This window comes from Cytobacillus purgationiresistens (assembly GCF_030813235.1).
Lineage (GTDB): Bacteria > Bacillota > Bacilli > Bacillales > Cytobacillaceae > Cytobacillus > Cytobacillus purgationiresistens.
Window position 1 is genome coordinate 1 of record NZ_JAUSUB010000007.1, and the last position, 20,138, is coordinate 20,138.

The following is a 20,138-nucleotide window of genomic DNA, read 5'->3' on the forward strand; positions in this document are numbered from 1 at the left end:
GGACCTCAGGGTGAACAAGGACCTCAGGGTGAACAAGGACCTCAGGGTGAACAAGGACCTCAGGGTGAACAAGGATCTCAGGGTGAACAAGGACCTCAGGGTGAACAAGGATCTCAGGGTGAACAAGGACCTCAGGGTGAACAAGGACCTCAGGGTGAACAAGGACCTCAGGGTGAACAAGGACCTCAGGGTGAACAAGGATCTCAGGGTGAACAAGGACCACCGGGATCCATTCCAAGTCCAATACCAACAATTAATTTAATGTTTTTTGCGTTTTCAGATGGACATCAAACTGTATTTACTAATAGTGATGGTGTCGCAGAATTTGGAACAACACAGATATTATCACCAATAACAGTTTCGTATATTAATTTGTTTGTTAATGGAGTTATCCAACCTCAAACTACTTACCAAGTTGAAGAAGGGGAATTGACTTTAGATGAATCACCTCCATTAGGTGTACCGATTACTCTTCAATTTATAATTGTGAATGGATAAATATTCTCTTCGCAAAAGCTGTACCACTCGTAAGGTTTTATCCTAGTTATAATCCAATTGATTTGCCGTTACACCTTTTATTTTCAATCATATACTATCTTTAGAACCTATGGATTTCTTTGGTTCAGAAAAGAGGTGATAATATGCCAATTATAAAACCCGTTTATACGGTGGTAGCCACTGCTCCAGTTGCAAGCGGAGGTACAATTAGTACCACCGTAAATCCATCCGTCTCTCGTTACTTTGCAACAATAACTGCCGGTATGATAGGAGCGACGGATACTACCATCCCTGCAGCAAGTTTCGTTGATGACGCGGATGCTCCGGTTGTTGCTTTACCAGATATTACAACAGATAGTTATTATAATATGTATGTTAACGGTGTTCTCCAGCAGAGCTCTGTATCTACATTAACCACCGCTGATTTGGTAATAGACGCAACGAACATTCCAGTAGGGGTACCCATTTTATTGGAGGTATCAAGCTTTGCAGACTCAACTTCAACAATGACTACTCAGCCTAGTATTTCCGCACCGGAAGTCACAATTATTACGTAAGTATCGGATTTCTAAGTTATAAGCTCTCTTTTTGAGGGCTATTTTTTTTGATCTATTTACCACGGAAACTATGGACAAATTGTCATCTTGCCTTGACACTACCCTGTATTGGCGGTGGAAAACGTACTGCCTTGTTAGTTCGAAGATTAAGCAATTGATAGACCCGCTTTTTACCTTGCGAAGGCTGGAGCTGTACTCACATGCTCTCTTCTGACAATTAATGCAAGAGTGCTTTTAGTAGAATGGTATATCAAATCTATTTCGAATGATTGGTAATATATCTACAGACCAATTTTCCCAAGATAGATTATATTCTTCTGAGGTTTTAACTCACAAAGGTTCCCTATAGCCCAAGTATCAATGCCCCAATTGGAAAATAAGAATTAGGTTATCCATCTTTGTACGCTCCTCACAGTTGTAAAATTATATTGCTTATAAGAATTTCACAATTTAAGATCCACATATATTTGGGTAAATAAGTGTTTCTTTTTATCTGGAAAAACTGTCTACTTTAGTTGTTTTCTTATAGAAGCGGTACCGCCACATTCCCATTTCTGCTTGATAATTTGCCTTGAACAGCCTAAAAGGTCAGCAACTTCTCTTGTTGTTAATAGTTCTGATTCAATAAACTTTTTCATGTCTTCCACACTTTTGAAATTTAACTCATTTCTCACTACGTATTCTCCACCTTAGATAAAGATTGTAGATTGCCAATCCTAACGCTATGATTGATAAAACTAATGCTGTAATATCCATCCAATGTGAAGATGAAAAACCAATCAGTAGTCTATATAAGATTCTTTAATTTGAAGGGGGAACAAGCGAATATGTTGCGGTCACTTTAGGAAGCATCTCTTCAGGTACGCTGAAACAATATAGACGATACCTTGCTATTTCTCTTTCCACATTTGTTTGAGTTGCTTCACGATCAATCTCTGGAAGCAAAAGTGATAATTGTTTTCCCACCGTAAGGATCCCTCCTGTGTTAATATAGGTATTGGTAATGGACGGGAGAAATCCTGTCTTTTTTTATTTTCTGCATTTATTACATACTCTTCTATGTTCAACAATTACTGTTTGTTTTGGAGGAACAACGGCAAAACATATACTGCAGCTGGCTAACTTCATTACAACAACTCCTTCTGTCCTAAGCTTCCTTAAAAAAGTGTAATATTATAGGATGTTTTGTCGAACACCTGTACAGTTCAAATATTCTTTTGCATAATGGTGTTTGTGGGTTTCATTCACAAATCGAAATATTATATTAAAAAGGAAATTTTTATGAAAAATATTGATTGTAATATCATTAAACTAATAGAACAAATAAATGAGCTTAGACATGAGCTGATAAATGTATCTCAAAGTACAGGAATAAATAGTTTAAACACATTAAAATGCAGTCAGAAATTAGATAAACTTATTTATAGTTATCAAAGCATGAATAAGAAATGAACTTAATCTTTTAACTTGTAAAAAAAGCTTCATGGATGTTTTTAATTTACGAAGATATAATATTTATTGTTGGGTAATTGGAATTCTCCGTAAGTTTGCTTCTATTCTTTCTTGCCCAACACCACCCAATTTAGAGCCTGCAAGGGCTCTTTACTATTTATTTTGTGTCTCCTCTAACCTTGTCCAATTTTTCCACGCTCTAAAATTTGTTATTATTATTTTGGGCAGCCGCATCTCCATACTTACAAAACTTTACTGAACATTCCTCAAACGTTAATACTGACTACGTATATCTTTATCAACCTTTATCCAATCACTGGCTCTTAAAAAGTTATTTGAGGTTTTAATCGTATATTTTAAATGTAAAGGAACAAATCCTTTAGATGTTTGAATAATCGAGTAGCCTAACGTTTCTGAGTACCAAATGTCACCTTGTACAGAATGTTTAATCATCTCCCAAGTTTTCAACTTCATCACCCCAATATTTTTAGGGTTATTATATTCAGTTAATAATTTTTTGCTAATTTCTCTTTACCGTCTGTTATACAATTCCCTTTATTTGAGCACGAACCAATTTTCTAAATATGAAAAAAATAAAAGGCATCTATAAATATCCCCACGTCAGCAGGCATTAATTTATAGTGCCTGCTTTCAATTTCACTGCTCTACTCCCTCTATCTTGTGTTTCCTCAAATTATCAACTTTCACTTATAGAACCTAGAATTTATGAATTTTTCTTAATTTCAAAGTTCATACTAAGTCTTAGTAATATTTGGAGGAGATATAATGCTTTCTACCGCCCTTAGTAATCTAGATCTTGGAGCAAAAGGATTATGGTTTCCGATTATTGTAAGCATTATTCTTTTTGTAACCCTTTTACTCATCCCTAAAAAAAGAATTAGTTGGGTAGAACTCTTTATAATTTTTTGTATAGTTGGTTTTGCAACATGGATTTCTGATGCGTTTATTTTAAGGATTTTCGATTTAATTGACTTAGGTTCTCCTGACAAGCCAGGTATCGGAGACATTATTTCATACACATTTATACCGACATCACTAGCATGTTTGTTTTTGTGTTTTCTAGATATGAAAAACAGGTGGAAATTAGTAATTATATTCACATTCCTTTCCTTTATCATAGAACTAGGAATGGAATTTTCCGGATATATGAAAACGAAAGATTGGATCAAATTCACAACTCCATTGTTTCACCTTTTTGTATATGGCTTTATATTACCTTACATTTTAAAGCTGATTAGACGTAGGTGATTCAAGGGGTCGATATAGCAAAACTCCTCCTACCTTTTGTTGCTTATTTTTTAAAACCCATGAATACTTTTCATACTGCAAACACAAACTATCTATCGTGGCCAATTTCCTTACATAAGGAGAAAATCATGAAACTTAATAAGATAGGGAGTGCAATAATGGGCATTTTAAGTGGTAACCCAAAAGATGAACCTTTACATTATGGTGAAGTATATGGTTTATTCACCAACCTTTCTGCAAACAACGGAACAATTTCTGGTTATCAAACATTGATTAATCACGCAGGCGATGAAGACCTAAAAAAGCTAATTGAAGAAGCTATCAAAGGTCTACAAGCTGAAAACCAACAATTAGAAGAACTATTGAAAAGTAACGGTGTTGGACTTCCTCCTTCACCACCTGCTCGTCCTAATGCAAATTTAGAGGACATTCCTGTTGGAGCAAGATCCACTGATCCAGAGATTAGTGCTGCTATATCTATGGATACTGCTGCAGCCTTGGTTGCCTGTAGTCAAGCTATGGGACAATCAATTAGAGAAGATGTAGCAATGATGTATGGTCAGTTCCATATGAATAAAGCTCAGTTTGGTGCAAAAATGTTAAAACTTAATAAGGAAAAGGGATGGTTAATTCCCCCTCCACTGCACATTAGCAAAGGAACAGAATCATAATCATTAGGCGCCTCGTTTGAGGTGCTTTTTTTAATCTCTAATTTACACCCCATATCATTTTGTTTCATTAACCTTCTTTTATTTTCTTTTGCAGATAACATAATATCTTCTGCAATTTTTTCCATCACTTCTACACTCTCAAATTTTAAAGATATGTTTATCTATATGAATGGAAATATCCTCCCCATTAATAGAAAACCCTTTGAACTTCATCTGACACCCTCCTTAATTAACTCGCTGCTTATTCATTAACCTATAGCTTCAACTTCTGCTTCTGTGTCTTCTTCACTCATTTCAACAACCGTTTTCACTGAGTAGCAACAGGGCAATAAAACTGCCTTGTTGTAGCTATTTCTTCAATCCTTTTTTAAATAACGTTTCCTTGCTAACTCCGATATTTCCCATCCTAATTCCTCCTTCGTAAATGATTTAAATTTTGATATTTTTCTTGAATTTTTTTGTTAATAAAGACAGGTAATAATCTTAAAAAATCAAGGGGTCGAATTAAATGTCTTACCGAAAAAAATTCGAAGTGTTCTAGGTGTTGATGTACTCGCTCGTAACTCTAATAAAACAATTAAGGATTTTGACTATACGCCCTTCAAAAATCCTATTATTCACAAGCGAATAGATGGACTAGAAATCGTACCAATTGATTCCAAAAAATTATGGGGGAAATAAATCTTACTTTTAAACGAAACTTTGGATCGATTTTTTTACCCATCGCTCAATAATTTACTTTTGAGCTTTATGCATACATTTATTTTTTGGAAATATAATAACATTGTTGGGCAAGATGATAATTCTCCGTGAGTTTGCTTTTAAAAAAGCTTGCACCAACACCAACCCCTAACGTTTTAAGAGTGATTACTTTCGCCAAGAGTTTAGAGCCTGAATGGGCTCTTTTCTCATTTATAAAAAACACTATTGTACTAGCCCAATCAAATATATTTACTTGTACATATGCTGGATGGATTACATTCATTTACCCATTTCAACTTCCTGAAGAAAAGCCACCGCATGGGCTTTTCTTTTTTATGAAATACATTCTATCTTGTGTTTTCTAACATTTTTCTTCTCACATGAATCTAATTTCAATTTAATGGAATACTATTGGTGAAAAAAGGAGCTATCTACAAAATGAAAAAGGTATTTTTTATGGCTTTTTTACTTATATTCCTCACTTTGGGTGTTTCTCATTCCTTTGCTGAACAGAATACTGATGCTAAACCTTGGAATAAGTATCCCGATAACTCTGAGAAAAACTTTATGGATGTTGACGTATTTTATGATTCACTCGACAAAAATCTTTACAAGGAATACCAGAATGCAGAATTAAATATACGCGAAAAGGTATTTTTTAAAGATATAAACAAAGTGTTTGAGAAAGCAGATAAACATGGTTCCTCAAGAATTAGTGGTGATGGATACCATCCCCAAAGGCAGGTATACGTTTTTGTTACTGTTTCAAAGGACGGTAAACATATGACCACTGCAGTTTTTGACGCTGAGAAACAACGACTTATATCAGCCTCCAAAGGTTAATGTACACGGCAACTCTGAAAAGAGTTGCTTTTTTTACTGATTAACACTTCCTACCTTTTGTTTATTTAAAATGCGGATAATCTTCAATGTCAGGAATATGCTCTCCTTGAGAGGCAGCGTACTCTTCTTTGGTAATACCCCAACAATGTTTACATATTACTACCCGATCTCCCATGAACGGTGAAGATCTAACCTTATCTACGTATTCACCGCAGTAGTTACATTCCTTCTTACCTGCACATGTCTTACACCAATACTCTCCTAATGATTCACCAACTTCATAATCGTTAGTTTCAAGATCTATTTTCTTATCACAAGCGACACATTCAACTAAATAATCTTCACAAAGACCATCTTCGCAACCGCATTGATTGCATACTGGACATGGCATCTTCATTCCTCCTAATCAATCAAATCCTAAAGCTTCAACTTCTGAAACAGCTTCCTCATGAGACATTTCCACAACTTTTCTAACCGAATAATTGCAGCTTAGTAAAACTGCCTTTTCATGTCCCAATTCCTCGATCCAACTTGCAAACAATACACTTTTTCCATACCGATATCACTCATCTTCATTCCTCCTAATTTACTAATCTATAATCCTTTCACTCAGGTTCTCTATGACCCTAACCTCAAGTTAACTGAGCTATCAAACTGTTTATTACAACAATGCAAGTTGTTCATATTCTTGATGCTGCTCCGAATCGGATTTGTTTTTCAAATAATCCCAAACTGCTTTAGAAAACTTCTCGTATCTAATTATTCTCTCTCCCTTAAACTTGGATTCTATACAGAAATGTGTTTTCTTATCTAAATAATGATTGAAAAGCACTTGTATATAGTTTCCCCATAAGCAGCGTTGATTGTTGTAATATATATCCTTCATTTCTCTTGTAAATAAAGAATAAGCATCAAGCTGCAGCCAACCTTTATTCAGATAATTTCTAATGCAATCCATCCGATTTACAGCCCAATCAACTAATAAATCAAGTTCTTTTATATTGGGATTCATAATAATCACCTCACCCTCTACTTGTTCCTTGTAGGATAAGCGCCCAGCGCCTTATTGTATCACTACGGTAGGTTTTCAAACGCTCTCCTCCGAACCGTACGTACACCTCTCAATGTAAACAGCTCTCCACTTGTCTAGTATTGTTAGTATTGTTTAATACTAGTTGAGGATTTCTCAAGTGCCTCACGCACCTTCCCGAATTGGTATTAAACTGACAAACTGTTTCCCTTCATCAGATTACAGCCTAAAAGGGCTCTTTTTTATTTATTTAGGCAATACATTCATTCTTCTTCTAAATTAGACCCTTGTCCATTTCCAAAATAATACTACCTCCATACAATGTATTAACTTTATGAAGGTGGTGAAATTTATGTCAGAGTGTGTTGAAAGAGAATTTGAACATCGCGGTGGTTTTGCGCTTATTATTGTTTTATTTATTCTGCTTATTATTATTGGAGCATCATTTATGGGCGGAAGAGGATATTAACGCTGTCCCCGAATTAACTTGAATTTCACTAACCTTTAAAAGCATCTGTTTTTATGTTTAGGAAGCACTCCAACTGTCAGGTGCTTCCTTTTCATGGGTAACATAATACTTACTTTGTTTAATAACCAATCACAAAAGAAACATCATACTCACATGCAACTTCTTTATTTCTACGGATCAATGGAAACGCTGAGCGAATTAATTAGCACTTCTATATGTGTTTGGATACTTCTCTTTATTTTCAGCTATTGAGTATTCCCAAACTTCGTATTCACTTGCTTCATCCTCTGGCTTGCTTTTACATCCACTATCACGCCAGCGCTGGTGTATTGTTTCTGATAATTCGTCATTATCATCACTGACAAAGAATCTTTCGTAATACTCATTGAAAGCTAAGTAAATTTTGTCGTGTATATCCATTTCAGCAGCCAGCCTTTTTACTTCTCTTAATGCATCTGTTGCACCATCAAATGTTTTCATAGTAACCTCCTTAATTAATTATCTGTTTACTTTGTTAATCACAGTTTTTGCTTATCTTCATCTGATATTTTTTTCCAATCGTCATTATTAATAATTTCCCCTGAATGCTTTTTAGCTATTTCTTCAGAGATTAGAACTTCTCTATCGTAATCAATTTCTACGTCAACATCTGAAATATCAATCATTTTGAACGCTTTATTCTCTAACCATTCCTTTAAACGGTGAGGGTTGTTTGCGATATCAGGAGTCACTAATCCTTTCAAGTAGTTACAATTCACTTCAAATCTAACTGTCCCCTGTACCAATACTCTTTCTACTTTTTCACTCATATAAATCCCTCCAAATTTTTAGTTATCATTTTTACTCTTTTGTTTCCTTACCACAATAATTAGTTTTTCAATAAATACTCCCTTTACATTATGGTATAATTCACTAAATTTATTTAGGAGGGAATCAATTGAATCAAAATCAATTTCGTGGCTTAATGATCGTTCTAATAATTCTTATCATTGCTATTTTATTTTCATTTAACAATCTCGCTGGAGCCATAAGAGAATCAAGCAACTATGATGGTGGTATAAATAACGAGCTGTTTAGATTCAATGACAATTTCGAAAAATATCTAGAAATATTAGAAAAAAATCTGATTAAATTAATTTCAATCGTTGAGACCATTTAAAAGTGGTCTTATTTTAATACTCACTTTAATTCTTTTGTTAACTAAAGTTATTTTATATCTGAATTATTCGAATTATATAACTTTATTTTATTTAAATATTTGCTATAATTAGTTTGTTGAATTGAAAGGCGGTGAAACTATGAAAAAGAAACTATTAAAAATTACATTGTCTCTGGGATTAGTATTCTCATTTTCATCTCCTGCATTTGGAAAAGAAATAAAACCATTATCTGACTGCGGCGGATCAGAACATCCACTCCCTTGCCGGCCTTATTAAGTTTTCGCTCTATAATACATTTGGTGCAACGAATGTTCTACACCCGGGAAAATGATTGTATGCTTAATAAATCAGAACCAGTTCTTGGTTCTTTTTTTATGAAACATAATACAAAATAAGTTGATTAATACCATATTCTCCAACCATCTTTTAACCGCCGTTTCAAATCATGTTTTTGCAAACGTTCATATAAGTAAACAGCTTGCCCCTCTTCCTTTCGAAAGAGAAGCATCCATTTACGCTGCCTTTTATTCTTTGCCATTACTTAACCCTCTGTAGCTTAGTCTCATCCTCTTCATTTTCATCAAGCGATAATTGCCCCTCAGGTACCTCTACTGTTTCATCAGCATCCACACTATACTCGATTCCTTCATGCTCTTCATAAAACTCATCTATAGTCATTTGTGACGGCTGCAAGCCCAAAGAAACATGAGAGCCAGCAAATGGATAAAATTAATTACCTTGCCTTCTACATCACGTTTTATATTGAACTTAAGGACCGTCTTCTTGTTATCTCTTTGTATGGAAACAAATTCAGCACCGATATCTCCAACTTTGCTTTCATCCACATTCAATAGCGCAATCGAACCTGGCATCTTTAGTAACTCATCAGCATACGGCAGCTCATCACTAAGCACATGGAACATGAGGACTTCCTTTTTGTCATCCTTCTGCATCTTCTTGAATAGAACAGTTAGTTTAATAGTTGTCATGTCAATTGCTCCTTTTATTTTGAAATTTATCAATTAAGTAAACTGTCCAAAGGCAAAGAATTGATATACTTTGAAATAGGTCAATGATGTCCATTAGTACCAAGCATTTTTAAGAAAATACGGGTCTTAATTTTTTTATCTTCAATTAGAACATACATTCTTAAAGGGAGAATTAATTTTATGGCAACATTCCATAAATACAAAAAGAAGGGTTCTAATAAAGACTTTTGGGAATAACGGATTTATTATCAGGATCCAATCACAAGAAAAACTAGGGAAAAATCAAAGAAGGGTTTCACTAGCAAGCCCGAGGCAAAGCTGGCAGCTGAAGAAATGGGAAGGATACTTCGAGAAGGTAATGAAATGACGAATAAATCCTTGAAAACCTATCTAGTGACTTGGCTGGATGAATATAAAAAAGGCACTGTTGCTAAAACCACTTTTGAATTACATGAACGAAATGTTAATAATCATATCATTCCTTATTTTAAAAATGTCCTTTTAAAAGATGTTAAGCCAGTGATGTATCAAAAATTTATCATTCAACTTACTGAGAAGGGATATAGCAGGCGCACAGTGGAGATTATACACGGAACAATGAATAACTTATGAGAAAGCTAAACCAATAGGAAAAGTTCAAAAGAACCCTTGTGAGGGTGTAGAAATTAAAGGCAAACAAAAAGAACAACAAATTAAATTTAAAGAAGAAAAAACAATAAATATAAACAAATCATTAGATTTCAAAGAAGCTTCAGCAAAGAACACAAAAATAATATTTGGTGATGTTAAAACATACAACTCAAAACGCACAATTATAAAAAGGCAATCTTTAGCTAATGATCTACAGTTCCACAAGAAATTTCAAAATCAAAATAAAACAGCCTTAAACGAAAATTATCATTTTGAACTTAATCTTGTTCTTTGCCGCAATGATGGAAACTTTATGCCTAAATCAAGCTTATTTAATTCATTCACTAGAATATTAAAGAAATGCGAGCTTCCTTCTCTCCCAATTCATTCATTAAGAAGCTGGTACCGATTTAAAATATGTACAAGAACGTTGAGGGCATGGCAGTATTCAAATTACTTCAGATGTATATTCTCATATTAGTAAAAAAATTGAACAGGATAGAATGAACAAATTCGAGGAGCATATGAAAAATGTACTCGAATAATTTTTTTGAATTAAAATCGGGCAAAAATCGGGCAGTTTTTAAAATACCCTTGTTATACTTTAAAATGCCTGATAATAAAAACCCTCAACACCAGTAGTGTCAAGGGTTCCAATCATTAATACATTGTCAAGTATTGCTCGCGCTCCCATGGGTGAACTTGTGTGCGGAACATATCCCACTCGATTTCTTTAGCTTCGATAAAGTGTTCGAAGATATGCTCTCCAAGTGCTGCTACCATGACTTCATCTTTCTTAAGCAATTCTAATGCAGAAGTAAGTGTTGCTGGAAGATCAACGATTCCTTCAGCTTCACGCTCTTCCTTGCTCATTACATAGATGTTGCGGTCAACTGGTGTTGGAGGTGTTAAGTTGTTTTTCACACCGTCTAATCCAGCGCTTAGTAGTACTGCCATTGCAAGATAAGGATTTGCAGCTGGATCAACGCTACGTACTTCAACGCGAGTGCTGATTCCGCGAGATGCAGGAATACGGATTAATGGTGAACGGTTTCTAGCAGACCATGCTACATAGCAAGGCGCTTCATAACCAGGCACTAAGCGTTTGAATGAGTTAACAGTAGGGTTTGTTACAGCTGTAAAGCTTGGTGCATGCTTGATAATCCCTGCGATGAAATTGCGTGCAGTTTCACTTAACTCTAAATCGCCTTTCTTATCAAAGAATGCATTCACACCATTGTTAAATAGTGAAACGTTACAGTGCATACCTGATCCATTTACACCAAATAATGGTTTTGGCATGAATGTGGCGTGTAAGCCGTGCTTACGAGCAATTGTTTTTACTACTAATTTAAATGTTTGGATTTGGTCACAAGCAGTTAACGCATCCGCATATTTAAAGTCGATTTCGTGTTGTCCAGGAGCGACTTCATGGTGAGAAGCTTCAATTTCAAAGCCCATCTCTTCAAGCTCAAGAACGATATCACGACGGCAATTTTCTCCTAGGTCTGTTGGCGCAAGGTCAAAGTATCCGCCATTGTCATTAAGTTCTAATGTAGGATTTCCTTGTAGATCAAGTTTAAATAAGAAGAATTCTGGCTCAGGTCCTAAGTTGAAATCAGTGAATCCTAAGTCTTTCATTTCTTTTAAAATCCTTCTTAAGTTATTACGTGGATCTCCATCAAATGGTGTTCCATCTGGAGAATAGATGTCGCAGATTAGACGAGCGACTTTGCCTTTTTCTGCAGTCCACGGGAATACTACCCATGTATTTAAATCAGGATATAAATACATATCAGATTCTTCAATACGGACAAAACCTTCAATTGAAGATCCGTCAAACATCATTTTATTATCCAAAGCTTTTTCAAGCTGGCTAATTGGGATTTCAACATTTTTAATCGTTCCTAAAATGTCAGTAAACTGCAATCTAATAAATTTTACATTTTGCTCTTCTGCAATTTTTCTAATATCATCTTTTGTGAATTTTGCCACCTGGTTTTCCTCCTTTAAAATCCAAAAATATATATTTTTTAATGGAAAAAGCGGGACATATCTCCTTGTCGCATCGAAGATCTAGTAAACCGGCCTGCTTGCATAAATTCCTTGCGCAGCAATTTTCTTAAATCGTCGTCGGACAAGTCTCGCCTCACCTTTTCATCTTGCTTCTGTAGTTCATTTTCATCTAGTGCTTGTTGTTCTTTAACTGTGAATAGCTGTTTAATACCGGCCATATTGACCCCTTGATCGATTAAATCCTTAATTTCTAATAATTTATCGATATCATTTAAGGAATATAGTCTTCGGTTCGTATCTGTTCTAGCCGGAGTAATCAATTGATGTTCTTCATAATAGCGTATTTGACGAGCGGTTAGCTCGGTAAGCTGCATGACGATTCCAATTGGAAAGAGCGGCATGGAGCGGCGGATCTCACTTCCAGTCACCTGTCTCTCCTCCTTTAACTATTGTTATCTATATTTTTATTATATGTAATGTTAGATTATCTGTCAACCAAATGTTATATTTTATAACATAAAAATTTTTCGAATTATAAATCTATTTTCCTATCTAAGAAAAGTGGCAGCCGATTGCTCAGCCACCATTACTAATTATTACTGTATCGTTACTAACTTCTTTTCTAATAAGCGATTTAGAGCAATACATATAGCAATTTTCACATGGGAATAGGTAAGTCCACCTTGAACGTAGGCAACATAAGGCGGTCTAATCGGTCCATCCGCGGTAAGCTCTATACTTGCTCCTTGGATAAATGTGCCTGCTGCCATTATCACATCATTTTCATATCCAGGCATATAGCTTGCATATGGAGTTACATGGGAATTGATCGGCGAAGCAAACTGTATCGCCTGGCAAAAGGCGACCATTTTTTCCTCATCTTCAAATTGAACGGATTGAATTAAATCAGTGCGCTTGTCCGACCATTTCGGATAGGAGTTCATTCCGAATTGTTCAAGCATCGCTGCAGTAAATACCGCTCCCTTTAAAGCTTGGCCCACAACATGCGGCGCAAGGAAAAAGCCTTGATACATCTCCTGCAGACTATATAATGAAGCACCTGCTTCTGCACCAACGCCCGGTGATGTCATACGGTATGAGCAAGCTTCAACAAGTTCTTTTTTCCCAACTATATAACCGCCTGTTTTCGCGATGCCCCCACCCGGATTCTTAATTAAGGATCCTGCCATTAAATCCGCTCCAACATGACAAGGCTCCATTGCCTCTACAAATTCTCCATAGCAATTATCAACAAATACAACAACGTCCGGTTTAATCTCTTTTATAAAGCTGATCATTTCTTCTATTTGGGCAATGGTAAAAGAAGGCCTCGTGGCATAGCCTTTTGAACGCTGGATACCGATCATTTTTGTATTAGGTTTGATCATCTTTTTAACCTTTTCAAAATCAACTGATGTACCCCATAATAAATCCACGCTGTTATATGAAATACCAAAATCCTTTAAAGATCCTGTCCCTTTGCCTCTTATGCCAACAATTTCTTCAAGAGTATCGTATGGTTTGCCCGTAATATATAAAAGCTCATCTCCAGGACGAAGCACTCCGAATAAAGCGATTGATATTGCATGTGTTCCTGAAATGATTTGCGGGCGAACCAAGCCTTCTTCCCCACCAAACACCTCTGCATATATTTTTTCCAATGTATCGCGACCATTGTCATCGTACCCATATCCTGTTGTCGGTATAAAGTGCGAGTCACTAACTCTATGGTTTTGGTAGCTAGACAGTACACGATATTGATTATCATCAATACGCAGGTCTATTTCTTGTAGAACACTGGCTATTCTTTTCTCTACTTCATTTACGATTGGTTGAAGCTTTTCCCTAAATGCTAACTGCTGAAACATGGTGTTGCACCTTTTCTTTCTATATAGAGTATTTTTGCAGCTTCCCAGCGATTTGATGATCCTCTAATGTAAATCCTCGACAGTGGTAAAGCTGTGTTTCTTCATCGAAGTTCAGTTCACGTAGAATGGTCTCGTTTTTAAGTTGTGAAAGCAACTTACCTTCTGTAGCAGGAACGCCAACATAATAAGGCTCCATTAAACCGATAATGACCTCTTCGATCTTTTGTTTTAATTTTGTTCGGTCGCCTGAATCCAGCGCACTTATTTGAACAGTGTCCATACCGCTTGTAGGGACAAAATCGAAATGTTTCATTTCCTTTTTATTATAAACAATGATTTGAGGAATTTGTTCATTTTCCATATCTTTGATTAATTTATGAACGGTTTCCTCATGTTGATAATAATCAGGGTTTGACATATCAACCATATGTAATAATAAATCGGCTTCCCGCACCTCTTCCAACGTGGAACGAAAGGCTGCAATCAGCGTTGTTGGTAGATCTTGAATAAAACCAACCGTGTCTGTAAGCAATGTTGTATAACCGCTAGGCAATACCACTTTTCTTGTCATTGGATCCAGGGTGGCAAACAATTGATTTTCTTCAAAAGAATCTGCTTCAGTCAGCCGGTTAAACAACGTGGATTTCCCCGCATTTGTATAACCCACAAGAGCGATTTGAAATGCCTTATTTTTCTTTCTGCGCTCGCGATAACGATCTCGATGCTGCACAATCACAGACAGCTGCTTTTTAATATCATCCAAGCGGCGGCGGATATGACGTCGGTCTGACTCTAATTTTGTTTCACCAGGACCGCGTGTTCCAATTCCTCCTCCTAACCTTGAAAGTTGTGTACCCTGTCCCAATAAACGCGGGAGTAAATACTGCAGCTGTGCTAGTTCTACCTGCAGTTTCCCTTCTCTAGAGCGGGCGCGCTGTGCAAAAATATCAAGAATCAGCTGGGTGCGGTCAATAATTCTGGCATCTATTTGTCCTGATAAGTTTCTCACCTGACTCGGTGAAAGTTCATCATTAAATACAATTAAGTCAGCCTCAAGTTCTTCCTGAAGTGCAGCAATTTCTTCAACTTTCCCTTTACCAATATAAGTGGAAGGGTGGGCTCTCTCTCTCTTTTGAGAAACAGACGTGAGCACTTCTCCATTTGCAGAGCTGGTGAGAGAGGCCAGTTCCTCCATTGAATATGTAAAATGCAAATCCTCTTCTGCTGTTTGACAACCAACGAGGATCACCTTTTCTGCCTTTGGCTTTTGTTCCATTAACATCCTTCTTTCCGTTATTATTCCTTTCATCATACCAAAAAAAAACAAACAACTCTAATCTTAAAACATTATTGATTTGTACAAGAACGAAACAAGAAACTACAAAAAGAGCAAAAAAGGATATTTTATTATTCCAGGGTATTGTATTTCTTCTTTTCCATGTTAAAATCATATTGTTTGTAATGCGCTAAACAATTAAGGATTTATACTAAATGAAGTGGAGAACAGCATTGATTACTTGGGATATTTTAAGCATGATCGGCACAATTGCTTTTGCCATCAGTGGTGCAATTGTGGCGATGGAAGAGGAATATGATATTTTAGGCATTTATATATTAGGGATTGTTACGGCATTTGGTGGTGGAGCAATTAGAAACCTGCTTATTGGTGTTCCGATTTCAGCCCTATGGGAACAAGGTCTTTTCTTTCAAATTGCCCTGCTTTCTATCACTGCCATAATGATTTTTCCAAATAGATTATTAAAACACTGGGATCGATGGGGAAATTTCACTGACGCGATTGGCTTATCTGCTTTCGCCATACAGGGTGCGCTTTATGCAACAGGGATGAATCATCCTTTAAGTGCAGTCATTGTTGCTGCTGTCCTGACAGGAAGCGGTGGCGGGATTGTAAGAGATCTTCTTGCTCAGCGGAAACCGTTGGTTCTTCGTTCCGAAATTTACGCTGTCTGGGCAATCATTTGCGGATTAGTTATCGGATTAGACTTGTTAAGCTCAGCATGGGAACTTATACTTTTATTTGTTATTATCACTGCATTTCGGGTTCTTTCTTATACTTATAAGTGGAGACTCCCTACTAAGGGTCTGAAAATGAGATAACCATCATCCCATTAAATTGTACTATCGATAAAAAGCTTATGTAAAAATCTAGTGAATTTAAAAAAAGATAATTATCCCAATCGGGATTAATTATCTTTTTTCGTCTTTATCCATCTTCTTCAAATATAAGATCATTGCTTCTAATGGTCATTAATTCATGACGATCGTAATGCTCCTGCATGAGCAGCCTCATCGCCTGCGTTCTAATTGATTTCTCAATAACATTTCTGATATAGCGTCCGTTAGAAAAGCTGGTTGGATTTAATGCCGTTTTAACCCAAAGAAGATGATCTTTTATTTTTTTCGTTGCTTCCCTGCTTAATGTGTATTCTTTTTCTGATAACATGCGATTTCCAATATCCATCAGCTGGTCAACTGAATAGTCCGGGAAATCAATGACTAAAGGGAATCGAGAGTGCAGGCCTGGATTCAATGTAAGGAAGTAATCCATTTCCCGCGAATAACCGGCTAATATGAGGATAAAATCATGCTGCTTATCCTCCATGTGCTTTACTAATGTATCAATGGCTTCTTTGCCAAAATCCTTCTCCCCACCCCTACCAAGAGAGTAGGCCTCATCAATAAACAAGATCCCGCCAAGTGCTTTTTTTATTAAATCCCTGGTTTTTTGGGCGGTATGGCCAATATATTCACCAACTAAATCTGCTCGCTCAGCCTCTATTAAATGACCTTTGGATAGGACATTCATTTTCTGGAAGAGCTTGCCGATTAATCGTGCAACCGTTGTTTTACCAGTACCTGGATTACCTTTAAACATCATGTGAAGGGCCTGTTTCCCCACCTTCAAACCTGCTTCTTCCCGCTTTTTGTTGATATAAATCCAGGCATAAATTTCTTTAATCATTTTTTTCATTTCTTCCATACCAACTAAAGAAGATAATTCTTCTTCAATCTCCTTTAGAGCAAGATGCTCAGGCTGTAAGGTTTTAGGAACCATTTGGGCGTCCGGAAGCTCCTTTGTTAATGTTTTTCGATTCTGCGAGTTAAGGACAATACTAATCTGTCCGTTATTTTTCAAACGAATCGGCTGATCCAATAGCTTTCACCTCACATTCTCAAGAACAGTATACGTTTTTAGGTCCTTATTGTGACAAAAGCCTAGTTCATTGCTGCGAAGTATTTTTTAACCACTATTGCTTTTTTTAAAATAGAAGACATCATCAGTCATTGACAACAAAATCATCGATTAATATACGAATAAGAAGCAATAATCTCTATCTATATGTATTCATGCATCAGGCAATTCATTAAAGAAATTTGCACAAAAATAGGAAAAGCCCGCATAAGGTGCGGGCATCCTGTTATTATTTATTTTTGACCTTCCATATCCAGCTGAACATTCCGCTGTGGAGAGAAGGTTGAAATTGCATGCTTATAAACCAGCTGCTGCTTGCCTTCAGACTCAAATAATACAGTGAAATTGTCAAAACCCTTTACTTGACCCCTAATTTGAAATCCATTTAATAAAAAAACTGTCACATTTGCATTATCCTTACGAAGTTGATTTAAAAACTGGTCCTGGATATTGATTGACGTTTTCATTGATAGATCCTCCTCTTTTATCTCTAATATTATGTATTCGATTTAATTTTCAGCTTTCCTTCAATCTCATGGGAAATTTCATTGAATTTTTTTTGAAATTCAGCGTTACTTCCCGCAAATGTCAGATCGAACCAAGAGACATTCATTTTATTTCGGAACCAGGTTAACTGCCGCTTGGCGTATCTTCGCGAGTTCTGCTTTAACAGTTCAACTGCATCTTCCAAAGATGCCTGCCCATCTAAATAATCGTACAATTCTTTGTACCCGATTGCTTGGATGGATTGACAATCCCTTAACCCAGCATCATACAACCGTCTCACCTCTGGAAGAAGACCGTCATTCATCATGTGATTTACTCTTGTATTTATGCGATCGTATAATAGGTCACGATCCATTGTCAAGCCAATAAGCACTTCATCATATAATGGCTCTGGTGTTTGCCTTTGCTGGTAATCCGTCATTGTTTTCCCTGTACAATGATAGATTTCTAAAGCTCTTATTACTCTGCGGATATTATTAGGATGGATTTTTGCGCCGCTCTCAGGGTCGATCTTCATTAATTCTTCATGAACAGCTTCATTTCCAAGCGAAACTGCTTTTTCCTCAAGACTTTTTCTAAACGCTTCATCAGATGGCGCTTCAGAAAATTGATAATCGTATAAGACAGACTGAATATATAGGCCAGTTCCCCCAACGATCATTGGCAATTTGCCTCTTGAAGAAATTTCATTGATTTTTTCCCTGACAATCCTCTGAAATTCTGCTGCCGAAAAAGATTCATCGGGCTCTTTAATGTCTATTAAATAGTGAGGGATCCCATCCATTTCATCTTCTGTTATTTTTGCGGTACCAACATCCATTGTTTTATATATTTGCATAGAATCGCCACTAATAATCTCGCCGTTGAACCTCTTGGCAAGCTCAATGCTGAGAGCTGTTTTTCCAACTGCTGTAGGTCCAATAATCACTACTAACTTTTGTTTCACGTTCATAAGTTTGTTCACACTGCCTTTATCACAAAATCATTATTTCTTTTCTATCGTACCATAAGCCATTCAGTAAAAGCATTTTTAACAGTGGAACATCCAATCATTATTGTCAATATTCTCACAAAGTAAACTGATATTATTACCAATTTTGCTCATATTTTCATGTAACATTACATTTCTTTAACGATTCCTTAACATTTAGCTTGTACCCTCAGATTCATGTTAACTTATATGAAGATTATAGAGTAATGAAATTAGGAAATTAGGTGATTAGCGATGATTGGAAACGCTGAAATTGGAATTGACTTAGGAACAGCTAATATATTGGTTTATAGTAAAACGAAGGGCATTGCTTTGAATGAACCATCTGTGGTTGCAATTGATACAGAAACGAAGAAGGTTCTAGCTGTAGGTAAAGAAGCGAAAGAAATGATAGGGAAAACACCTGGACGAATTGTTGCTATTCGCCCATTAAAAGACGGAGTGATTGCCGACTTTGATACGACTACAGAAATGCTTCGTCATATTATGAAAAAAGCTTCAAAAGCAGTTGGTTTCTCTATTCGTAAACCAAGTGTTGTCGTCTGCACACCTTCAGGCTCTACAAGTGTGGAAAGACGCGCCATCCATGATGCAGTACGTAATGCTGGTGCGAAAAAGGTTCATCTGATAGAAGAACCGGTTGCAGCTGCTATTGGCGCTGGCATGCCTGTTGATGAGCCTATAGCAAACGTAGTAGTCGATATAGGCGGAGGTTCCACAGAAGTGGCCATTATTTCATTCGGCGGGGTTGTCGCTTGCCATTCTGTCAGAATCGGCGGAGACCGTCTAGATGATGATATTATCCAATATGTTAGAAAAGAATTTAATGTCCTCATTGGTGAAAGAACCGCTGAAAATGTTAAAATGGAAATTGGACACGCCTTAATTGACCACGAGAAACTAACAATAGAAATTCGCGGTCGCGATTTAGTAACAGGCCTGCCAAAGACCATTAGTCTTTCATCCTATGAAATAAGGGATGCAATGAGGGAAGCACTCCTGCACATTCTTGAAGCGATCCGTGCAACATTGGAAGATAGCCCGGCTGAGTTAAGCGGTGATATCGTCGACCGCGGAGTGATTCTAACTGGCGGTGGTTCATTGTTAAATGGTATGCAAGAGTGGATCAGTCAACAAATTGATGTGCCTGTGCACCTGGCACCTAGCCCTTTAGAATCTGTTGCAATCGGAACTGGCAAAGCGCTTCAATATATGGATAAATTACAAACTGCAACTAGATAAGAAAAATTAAAAAGAGCTGTCAACCAGAAA

The 20,138-nt window shown here is 36.5% G+C and carries 28 protein-coding genes and 2 pseudogenes; 13 read left to right on the forward strand and 17 right to left on the reverse strand.

Going from position 1 to position 20,138, the window contains the following annotated elements:
• The 3 genes from J2S17_RS09640 to J2S17_RS09650 form a co-directional block, all read left to right on the forward strand.
• Positions 1 to 262, forward strand: a 262-nt coding sequence (locus tag J2S17_RS09640; protein ID WP_307474243.1) for a hypothetical protein, incomplete at its 5' end; no start/stop codon positions are given.
• A complete protein-coding gene (locus J2S17_RS09645; RefSeq protein ID WP_307474245.1) occupies positions 262 to 498 on the forward strand; it encodes a DUF4183 domain-containing protein in 237 nt (78 codons plus the stop codon). The genes J2S17_RS09640 and J2S17_RS09645, both read left to right, overlap by 1 nt.
• Positions 499 to 641: 143 nt before the next feature.
• Positions 642 to 1,055 (forward strand): DUF4183 domain-containing protein, encoded by a 414-nt coding sequence (locus J2S17_RS09650; RefSeq protein ID WP_307474247.1) that lies wholly within the window; start codon positions 642 to 644, stop codon positions 1,053 to 1,055.
• Between the two features lie 506 nt (positions 1,056 to 1,561).
• Here the strand turns inward: J2S17_RS09650 and J2S17_RS09655 are convergent.
• Both J2S17_RS09655 and J2S17_RS09660 read right to left on the reverse strand, forming a co-directional pair.
• Positions 1,562 to 1,729 (reverse strand): hypothetical protein, encoded by a 168-nt coding sequence (locus tag J2S17_RS09655; protein WP_307474250.1) that lies wholly within the window; start codon positions 1,727 to 1,729, stop codon positions 1,562 to 1,564.
• 127 nt (positions 1,730 to 1,856) lie between these two features.
• Complete coding sequence (locus J2S17_RS09660; protein ID WP_307474251.1) at positions 1,857 to 2,021, reverse strand: ArpU family phage packaging/lysis transcriptional regulator; 165 nt, start codon at positions 2,019 to 2,021, stop codon at positions 1,857 to 1,859.
• A gap of 315 nt (positions 2,022 to 2,336) precedes the next feature.
• Between J2S17_RS09660 and J2S17_RS09665 the strand changes: the two genes are divergently transcribed.
• The 3 genes from J2S17_RS09665 to J2S17_RS09675 all read left to right on the forward strand — a co-directional run bounded on the left by J2S17_RS09665 (position 2,337) and on the right by J2S17_RS09675 (position 4,447).
• On the forward strand, positions 2,337 to 2,507 hold the full coding sequence (locus tag J2S17_RS09665) for an aspartyl-phosphate phosphatase Spo0E family protein (RefSeq protein ID WP_307474253.1): 171 nt from the start codon (positions 2,337 to 2,339) through the stop codon (positions 2,505 to 2,507).
• A gap of 786 nt (positions 2,508 to 3,293) precedes the next feature.
• Positions 3,294 to 3,776 carry a hypothetical protein gene (locus tag J2S17_RS09670; protein ID WP_307474255.1) on the forward strand — a complete coding sequence of 161 codons (483 nt, stop codon included), beginning with the start codon at positions 3,294 to 3,296 and terminating at the stop codon, positions 3,774 to 3,776.
• A 158-nt stretch (positions 3,777 to 3,934) separates the two neighbouring features.
• Entirely contained in the window at positions 3,935 to 4,447 is a 513-nt protein-coding gene (locus tag J2S17_RS09675) for a DUF3231 family protein (protein ID WP_307474659.1), read from the forward strand.
• 760 nt (positions 4,448 to 5,207) lie between these two features.
• Here J2S17_RS09675 and J2S17_RS09680 read toward each other — a convergent pair.
• Positions 5,208 to 5,432, reverse strand: a complete 225-nt coding sequence (locus J2S17_RS09680; protein ID WP_307474257.1) for a hypothetical protein — start codon at positions 5,430 to 5,432, stop codon at positions 5,208 to 5,210.
• 155 nt (positions 5,433 to 5,587) lie between these two features.
• On the opposite strand from J2S17_RS09680, the gene J2S17_RS09685 reads away from it, so the two are divergent.
• Positions 5,588 to 5,992, forward strand: a complete 405-nt coding sequence (locus tag J2S17_RS09685; RefSeq protein WP_307474259.1) for a hypothetical protein — start codon at positions 5,588 to 5,590, stop codon at positions 5,990 to 5,992.
• A 61-nt stretch (positions 5,993 to 6,053) separates the two neighbouring features.
• Here the strand turns inward: J2S17_RS09685 and J2S17_RS09690 are convergent, their stop codons facing one another.
• The 3 genes from J2S17_RS09690 to J2S17_RS09700 form a co-directional block, all read right to left on the reverse strand.
• A complete protein-coding gene (locus J2S17_RS09690; protein ID WP_307474260.1) occupies positions 6,054 to 6,383 on the reverse strand; it encodes a hypothetical protein in 330 nt (109 codons plus the stop codon).
• A gap of 15 nt (positions 6,384 to 6,398) precedes the next feature.
• A complete protein-coding gene (locus J2S17_RS09695) occupies positions 6,399 to 6,533 on the reverse strand; it encodes a hypothetical protein (protein WP_307474262.1) in 135 nt (44 codons plus the stop codon).
• Positions 6,534 to 6,653: 120 nt separating this feature from the next.
• Complete coding sequence (locus tag J2S17_RS09700; protein ID WP_307474264.1) at positions 6,654 to 7,004, reverse strand: hypothetical protein; 351 nt, start codon at positions 7,002 to 7,004, stop codon at positions 6,654 to 6,656.
• A gap of 370 nt (positions 7,005 to 7,374) precedes the next feature.
• On the opposite strand from J2S17_RS09700, the gene J2S17_RS09705 reads away from it, so the two are divergent.
• Complete coding sequence (locus tag J2S17_RS09705) at positions 7,375 to 7,491, forward strand: YjcZ family sporulation protein (protein ID WP_307474266.1); 117 nt, start codon at positions 7,375 to 7,377, stop codon at positions 7,489 to 7,491.
• Between the two features lie 198 nt (positions 7,492 to 7,689).
• Here the strand turns inward: J2S17_RS09705 and J2S17_RS09710 are convergent, their stop codons facing one another.
• Together J2S17_RS09710 and J2S17_RS09715 are read right to left on the reverse strand one after the other, a co-directional pair.
• Complete coding sequence (locus J2S17_RS09710) at positions 7,690 to 7,971, reverse strand: hypothetical protein (protein ID WP_307474268.1); 282 nt, start codon at positions 7,969 to 7,971, stop codon at positions 7,690 to 7,692.
• A 38-nt stretch (positions 7,972 to 8,009) separates the two neighbouring features.
• A complete protein-coding gene (locus J2S17_RS09715) occupies positions 8,010 to 8,300 on the reverse strand; it encodes a hypothetical protein (protein ID WP_307474270.1) in 291 nt (96 codons plus the stop codon).
• Between the two features lie 128 nt (positions 8,301 to 8,428).
• Between J2S17_RS09715 and J2S17_RS09720 the strand changes: the two genes are divergently transcribed.
• A complete protein-coding gene (locus J2S17_RS09720) occupies positions 8,429 to 8,650 on the forward strand; it encodes a hypothetical protein (protein ID WP_307474272.1) in 222 nt (73 codons plus the stop codon).
• A gap of 139 nt (positions 8,651 to 8,789) precedes the next feature.
• Positions 8,790 to 8,927 (forward strand): hypothetical protein, encoded by a 138-nt coding sequence (locus J2S17_RS09725; RefSeq protein ID WP_307474274.1) that lies wholly within the window; start codon positions 8,790 to 8,792, stop codon positions 8,925 to 8,927.
• Between the two features lie 124 nt (positions 8,928 to 9,051).
• On the opposite strand, the gene J2S17_RS09730 is transcribed toward J2S17_RS09725, so the two are convergent.
• Complete coding sequence (locus tag J2S17_RS09730; protein ID WP_307472025.1) at positions 9,052 to 9,189, reverse strand: hypothetical protein; 138 nt, start codon at positions 9,187 to 9,189, stop codon at positions 9,052 to 9,054.
• Positions 9,189 to 9,640 (reverse strand): annotated as a pseudogene (locus J2S17_RS09735) (hypothetical protein). Before J2S17_RS09735 ends, J2S17_RS09730 begins: the two are co-directional and overlap by 1 nt.
• 240 nt (positions 9,641 to 9,880) lie before the next feature.
• On the opposite strand from J2S17_RS09735, the pseudogene J2S17_RS29085 reads away from it, so the two are divergent.
• Positions 9,881 to 10,815: pseudogene (locus tag J2S17_RS29085) on the forward strand (tyrosine-type recombinase/integrase).
• A 115-nt stretch (positions 10,816 to 10,930) separates the two neighbouring features.
• On the opposite strand, the gene glnA reads toward J2S17_RS29085, so the two are convergent.
• From glnA to hflX, 4 genes are all read right to left on the reverse strand, one after another.
• Positions 10,931 to 12,265: a type I glutamate--ammonia ligase gene (gene glnA, locus J2S17_RS09745; protein ID WP_307474276.1), complete on the reverse strand. Its 1,335-nt coding sequence runs from the start codon at positions 12,263 to 12,265 to the stop codon at positions 10,931 to 10,933.
• A 38-nt stretch (positions 12,266 to 12,303) separates the two neighbouring features.
• The gene (locus J2S17_RS09750) at positions 12,304 to 12,714 is read right to left on the reverse strand and encodes a MerR family transcriptional regulator (RefSeq protein ID WP_307474278.1); all 411 of its coding nucleotides are present in this window, start codon (positions 12,712 to 12,714) and stop codon (positions 12,304 to 12,306) included.
• A 168-nt stretch (positions 12,715 to 12,882) separates the two neighbouring features.
• On the reverse strand, positions 12,883 to 14,154 hold the full coding sequence (locus J2S17_RS09755; RefSeq protein ID WP_307474280.1) for a methionine gamma-lyase family protein: 1,272 nt from the start codon (positions 14,152 to 14,154) through the stop codon (positions 12,883 to 12,885).
• A 19-nt stretch (positions 14,155 to 14,173) separates the two neighbouring features.
• Positions 14,174 to 15,430, reverse strand: coding sequence for a GTPase HflX (gene hflX, locus J2S17_RS09760; protein WP_307474282.1), 1,257 nt, complete (start codon positions 15,428 to 15,430; stop codon positions 14,174 to 14,176).
• A gap of 236 nt (positions 15,431 to 15,666) precedes the next feature.
• On the opposite strand from hflX, the gene J2S17_RS09765 reads away from it, so the two are divergent.
• Complete coding sequence (locus tag J2S17_RS09765; protein WP_307474661.1) at positions 15,667 to 16,272, forward strand: trimeric intracellular cation channel family protein; 606 nt, start codon at positions 15,667 to 15,669, stop codon at positions 16,270 to 16,272.
• 106 nt (positions 16,273 to 16,378) lie between these two features.
• Here the strand turns inward: J2S17_RS09765 and spoVK are convergent, their stop codons facing one another.
• From spoVK to miaA, 3 genes are all read right to left on the reverse strand, one after another.
• Positions 16,379 to 17,329 carry a stage V sporulation protein K gene (gene spoVK, locus J2S17_RS09770; RefSeq protein ID WP_307474284.1) on the reverse strand — a complete coding sequence of 317 codons (951 nt, stop codon included), beginning with the start codon at positions 17,327 to 17,329 and terminating at the stop codon, positions 16,379 to 16,381.
• 272 nt (positions 17,330 to 17,601) lie between these two features.
• Positions 17,602 to 17,835, reverse strand: coding sequence for an RNA chaperone Hfq (gene hfq, locus J2S17_RS09775; RefSeq protein WP_307474286.1), 234 nt, complete (start codon positions 17,833 to 17,835; stop codon positions 17,602 to 17,604).
• 29 nt (positions 17,836 to 17,864) lie between these two features.
• Positions 17,865 to 18,827, reverse strand: a complete 963-nt coding sequence (miaA, locus tag J2S17_RS09780) for a tRNA (adenosine(37)-N6)-dimethylallyltransferase MiaA (RefSeq protein ID WP_307474288.1) — start codon at positions 18,825 to 18,827, stop codon at positions 17,865 to 17,867.
• 273 nt (positions 18,828 to 19,100) lie between these two features.
• Here miaA and mreBH point away from each other — a divergent pair, with 273 nt between their 5' ends.
• Positions 19,101 to 20,108: a rod-share determining protein MreBH gene (mreBH, locus tag J2S17_RS09785; protein ID WP_307474290.1), complete on the forward strand. Its 1,008-nt coding sequence runs from the start codon at positions 19,101 to 19,103 to the stop codon at positions 20,106 to 20,108.
• Positions 20,109 to 20,138 lie beyond the last annotated feature (30 nt).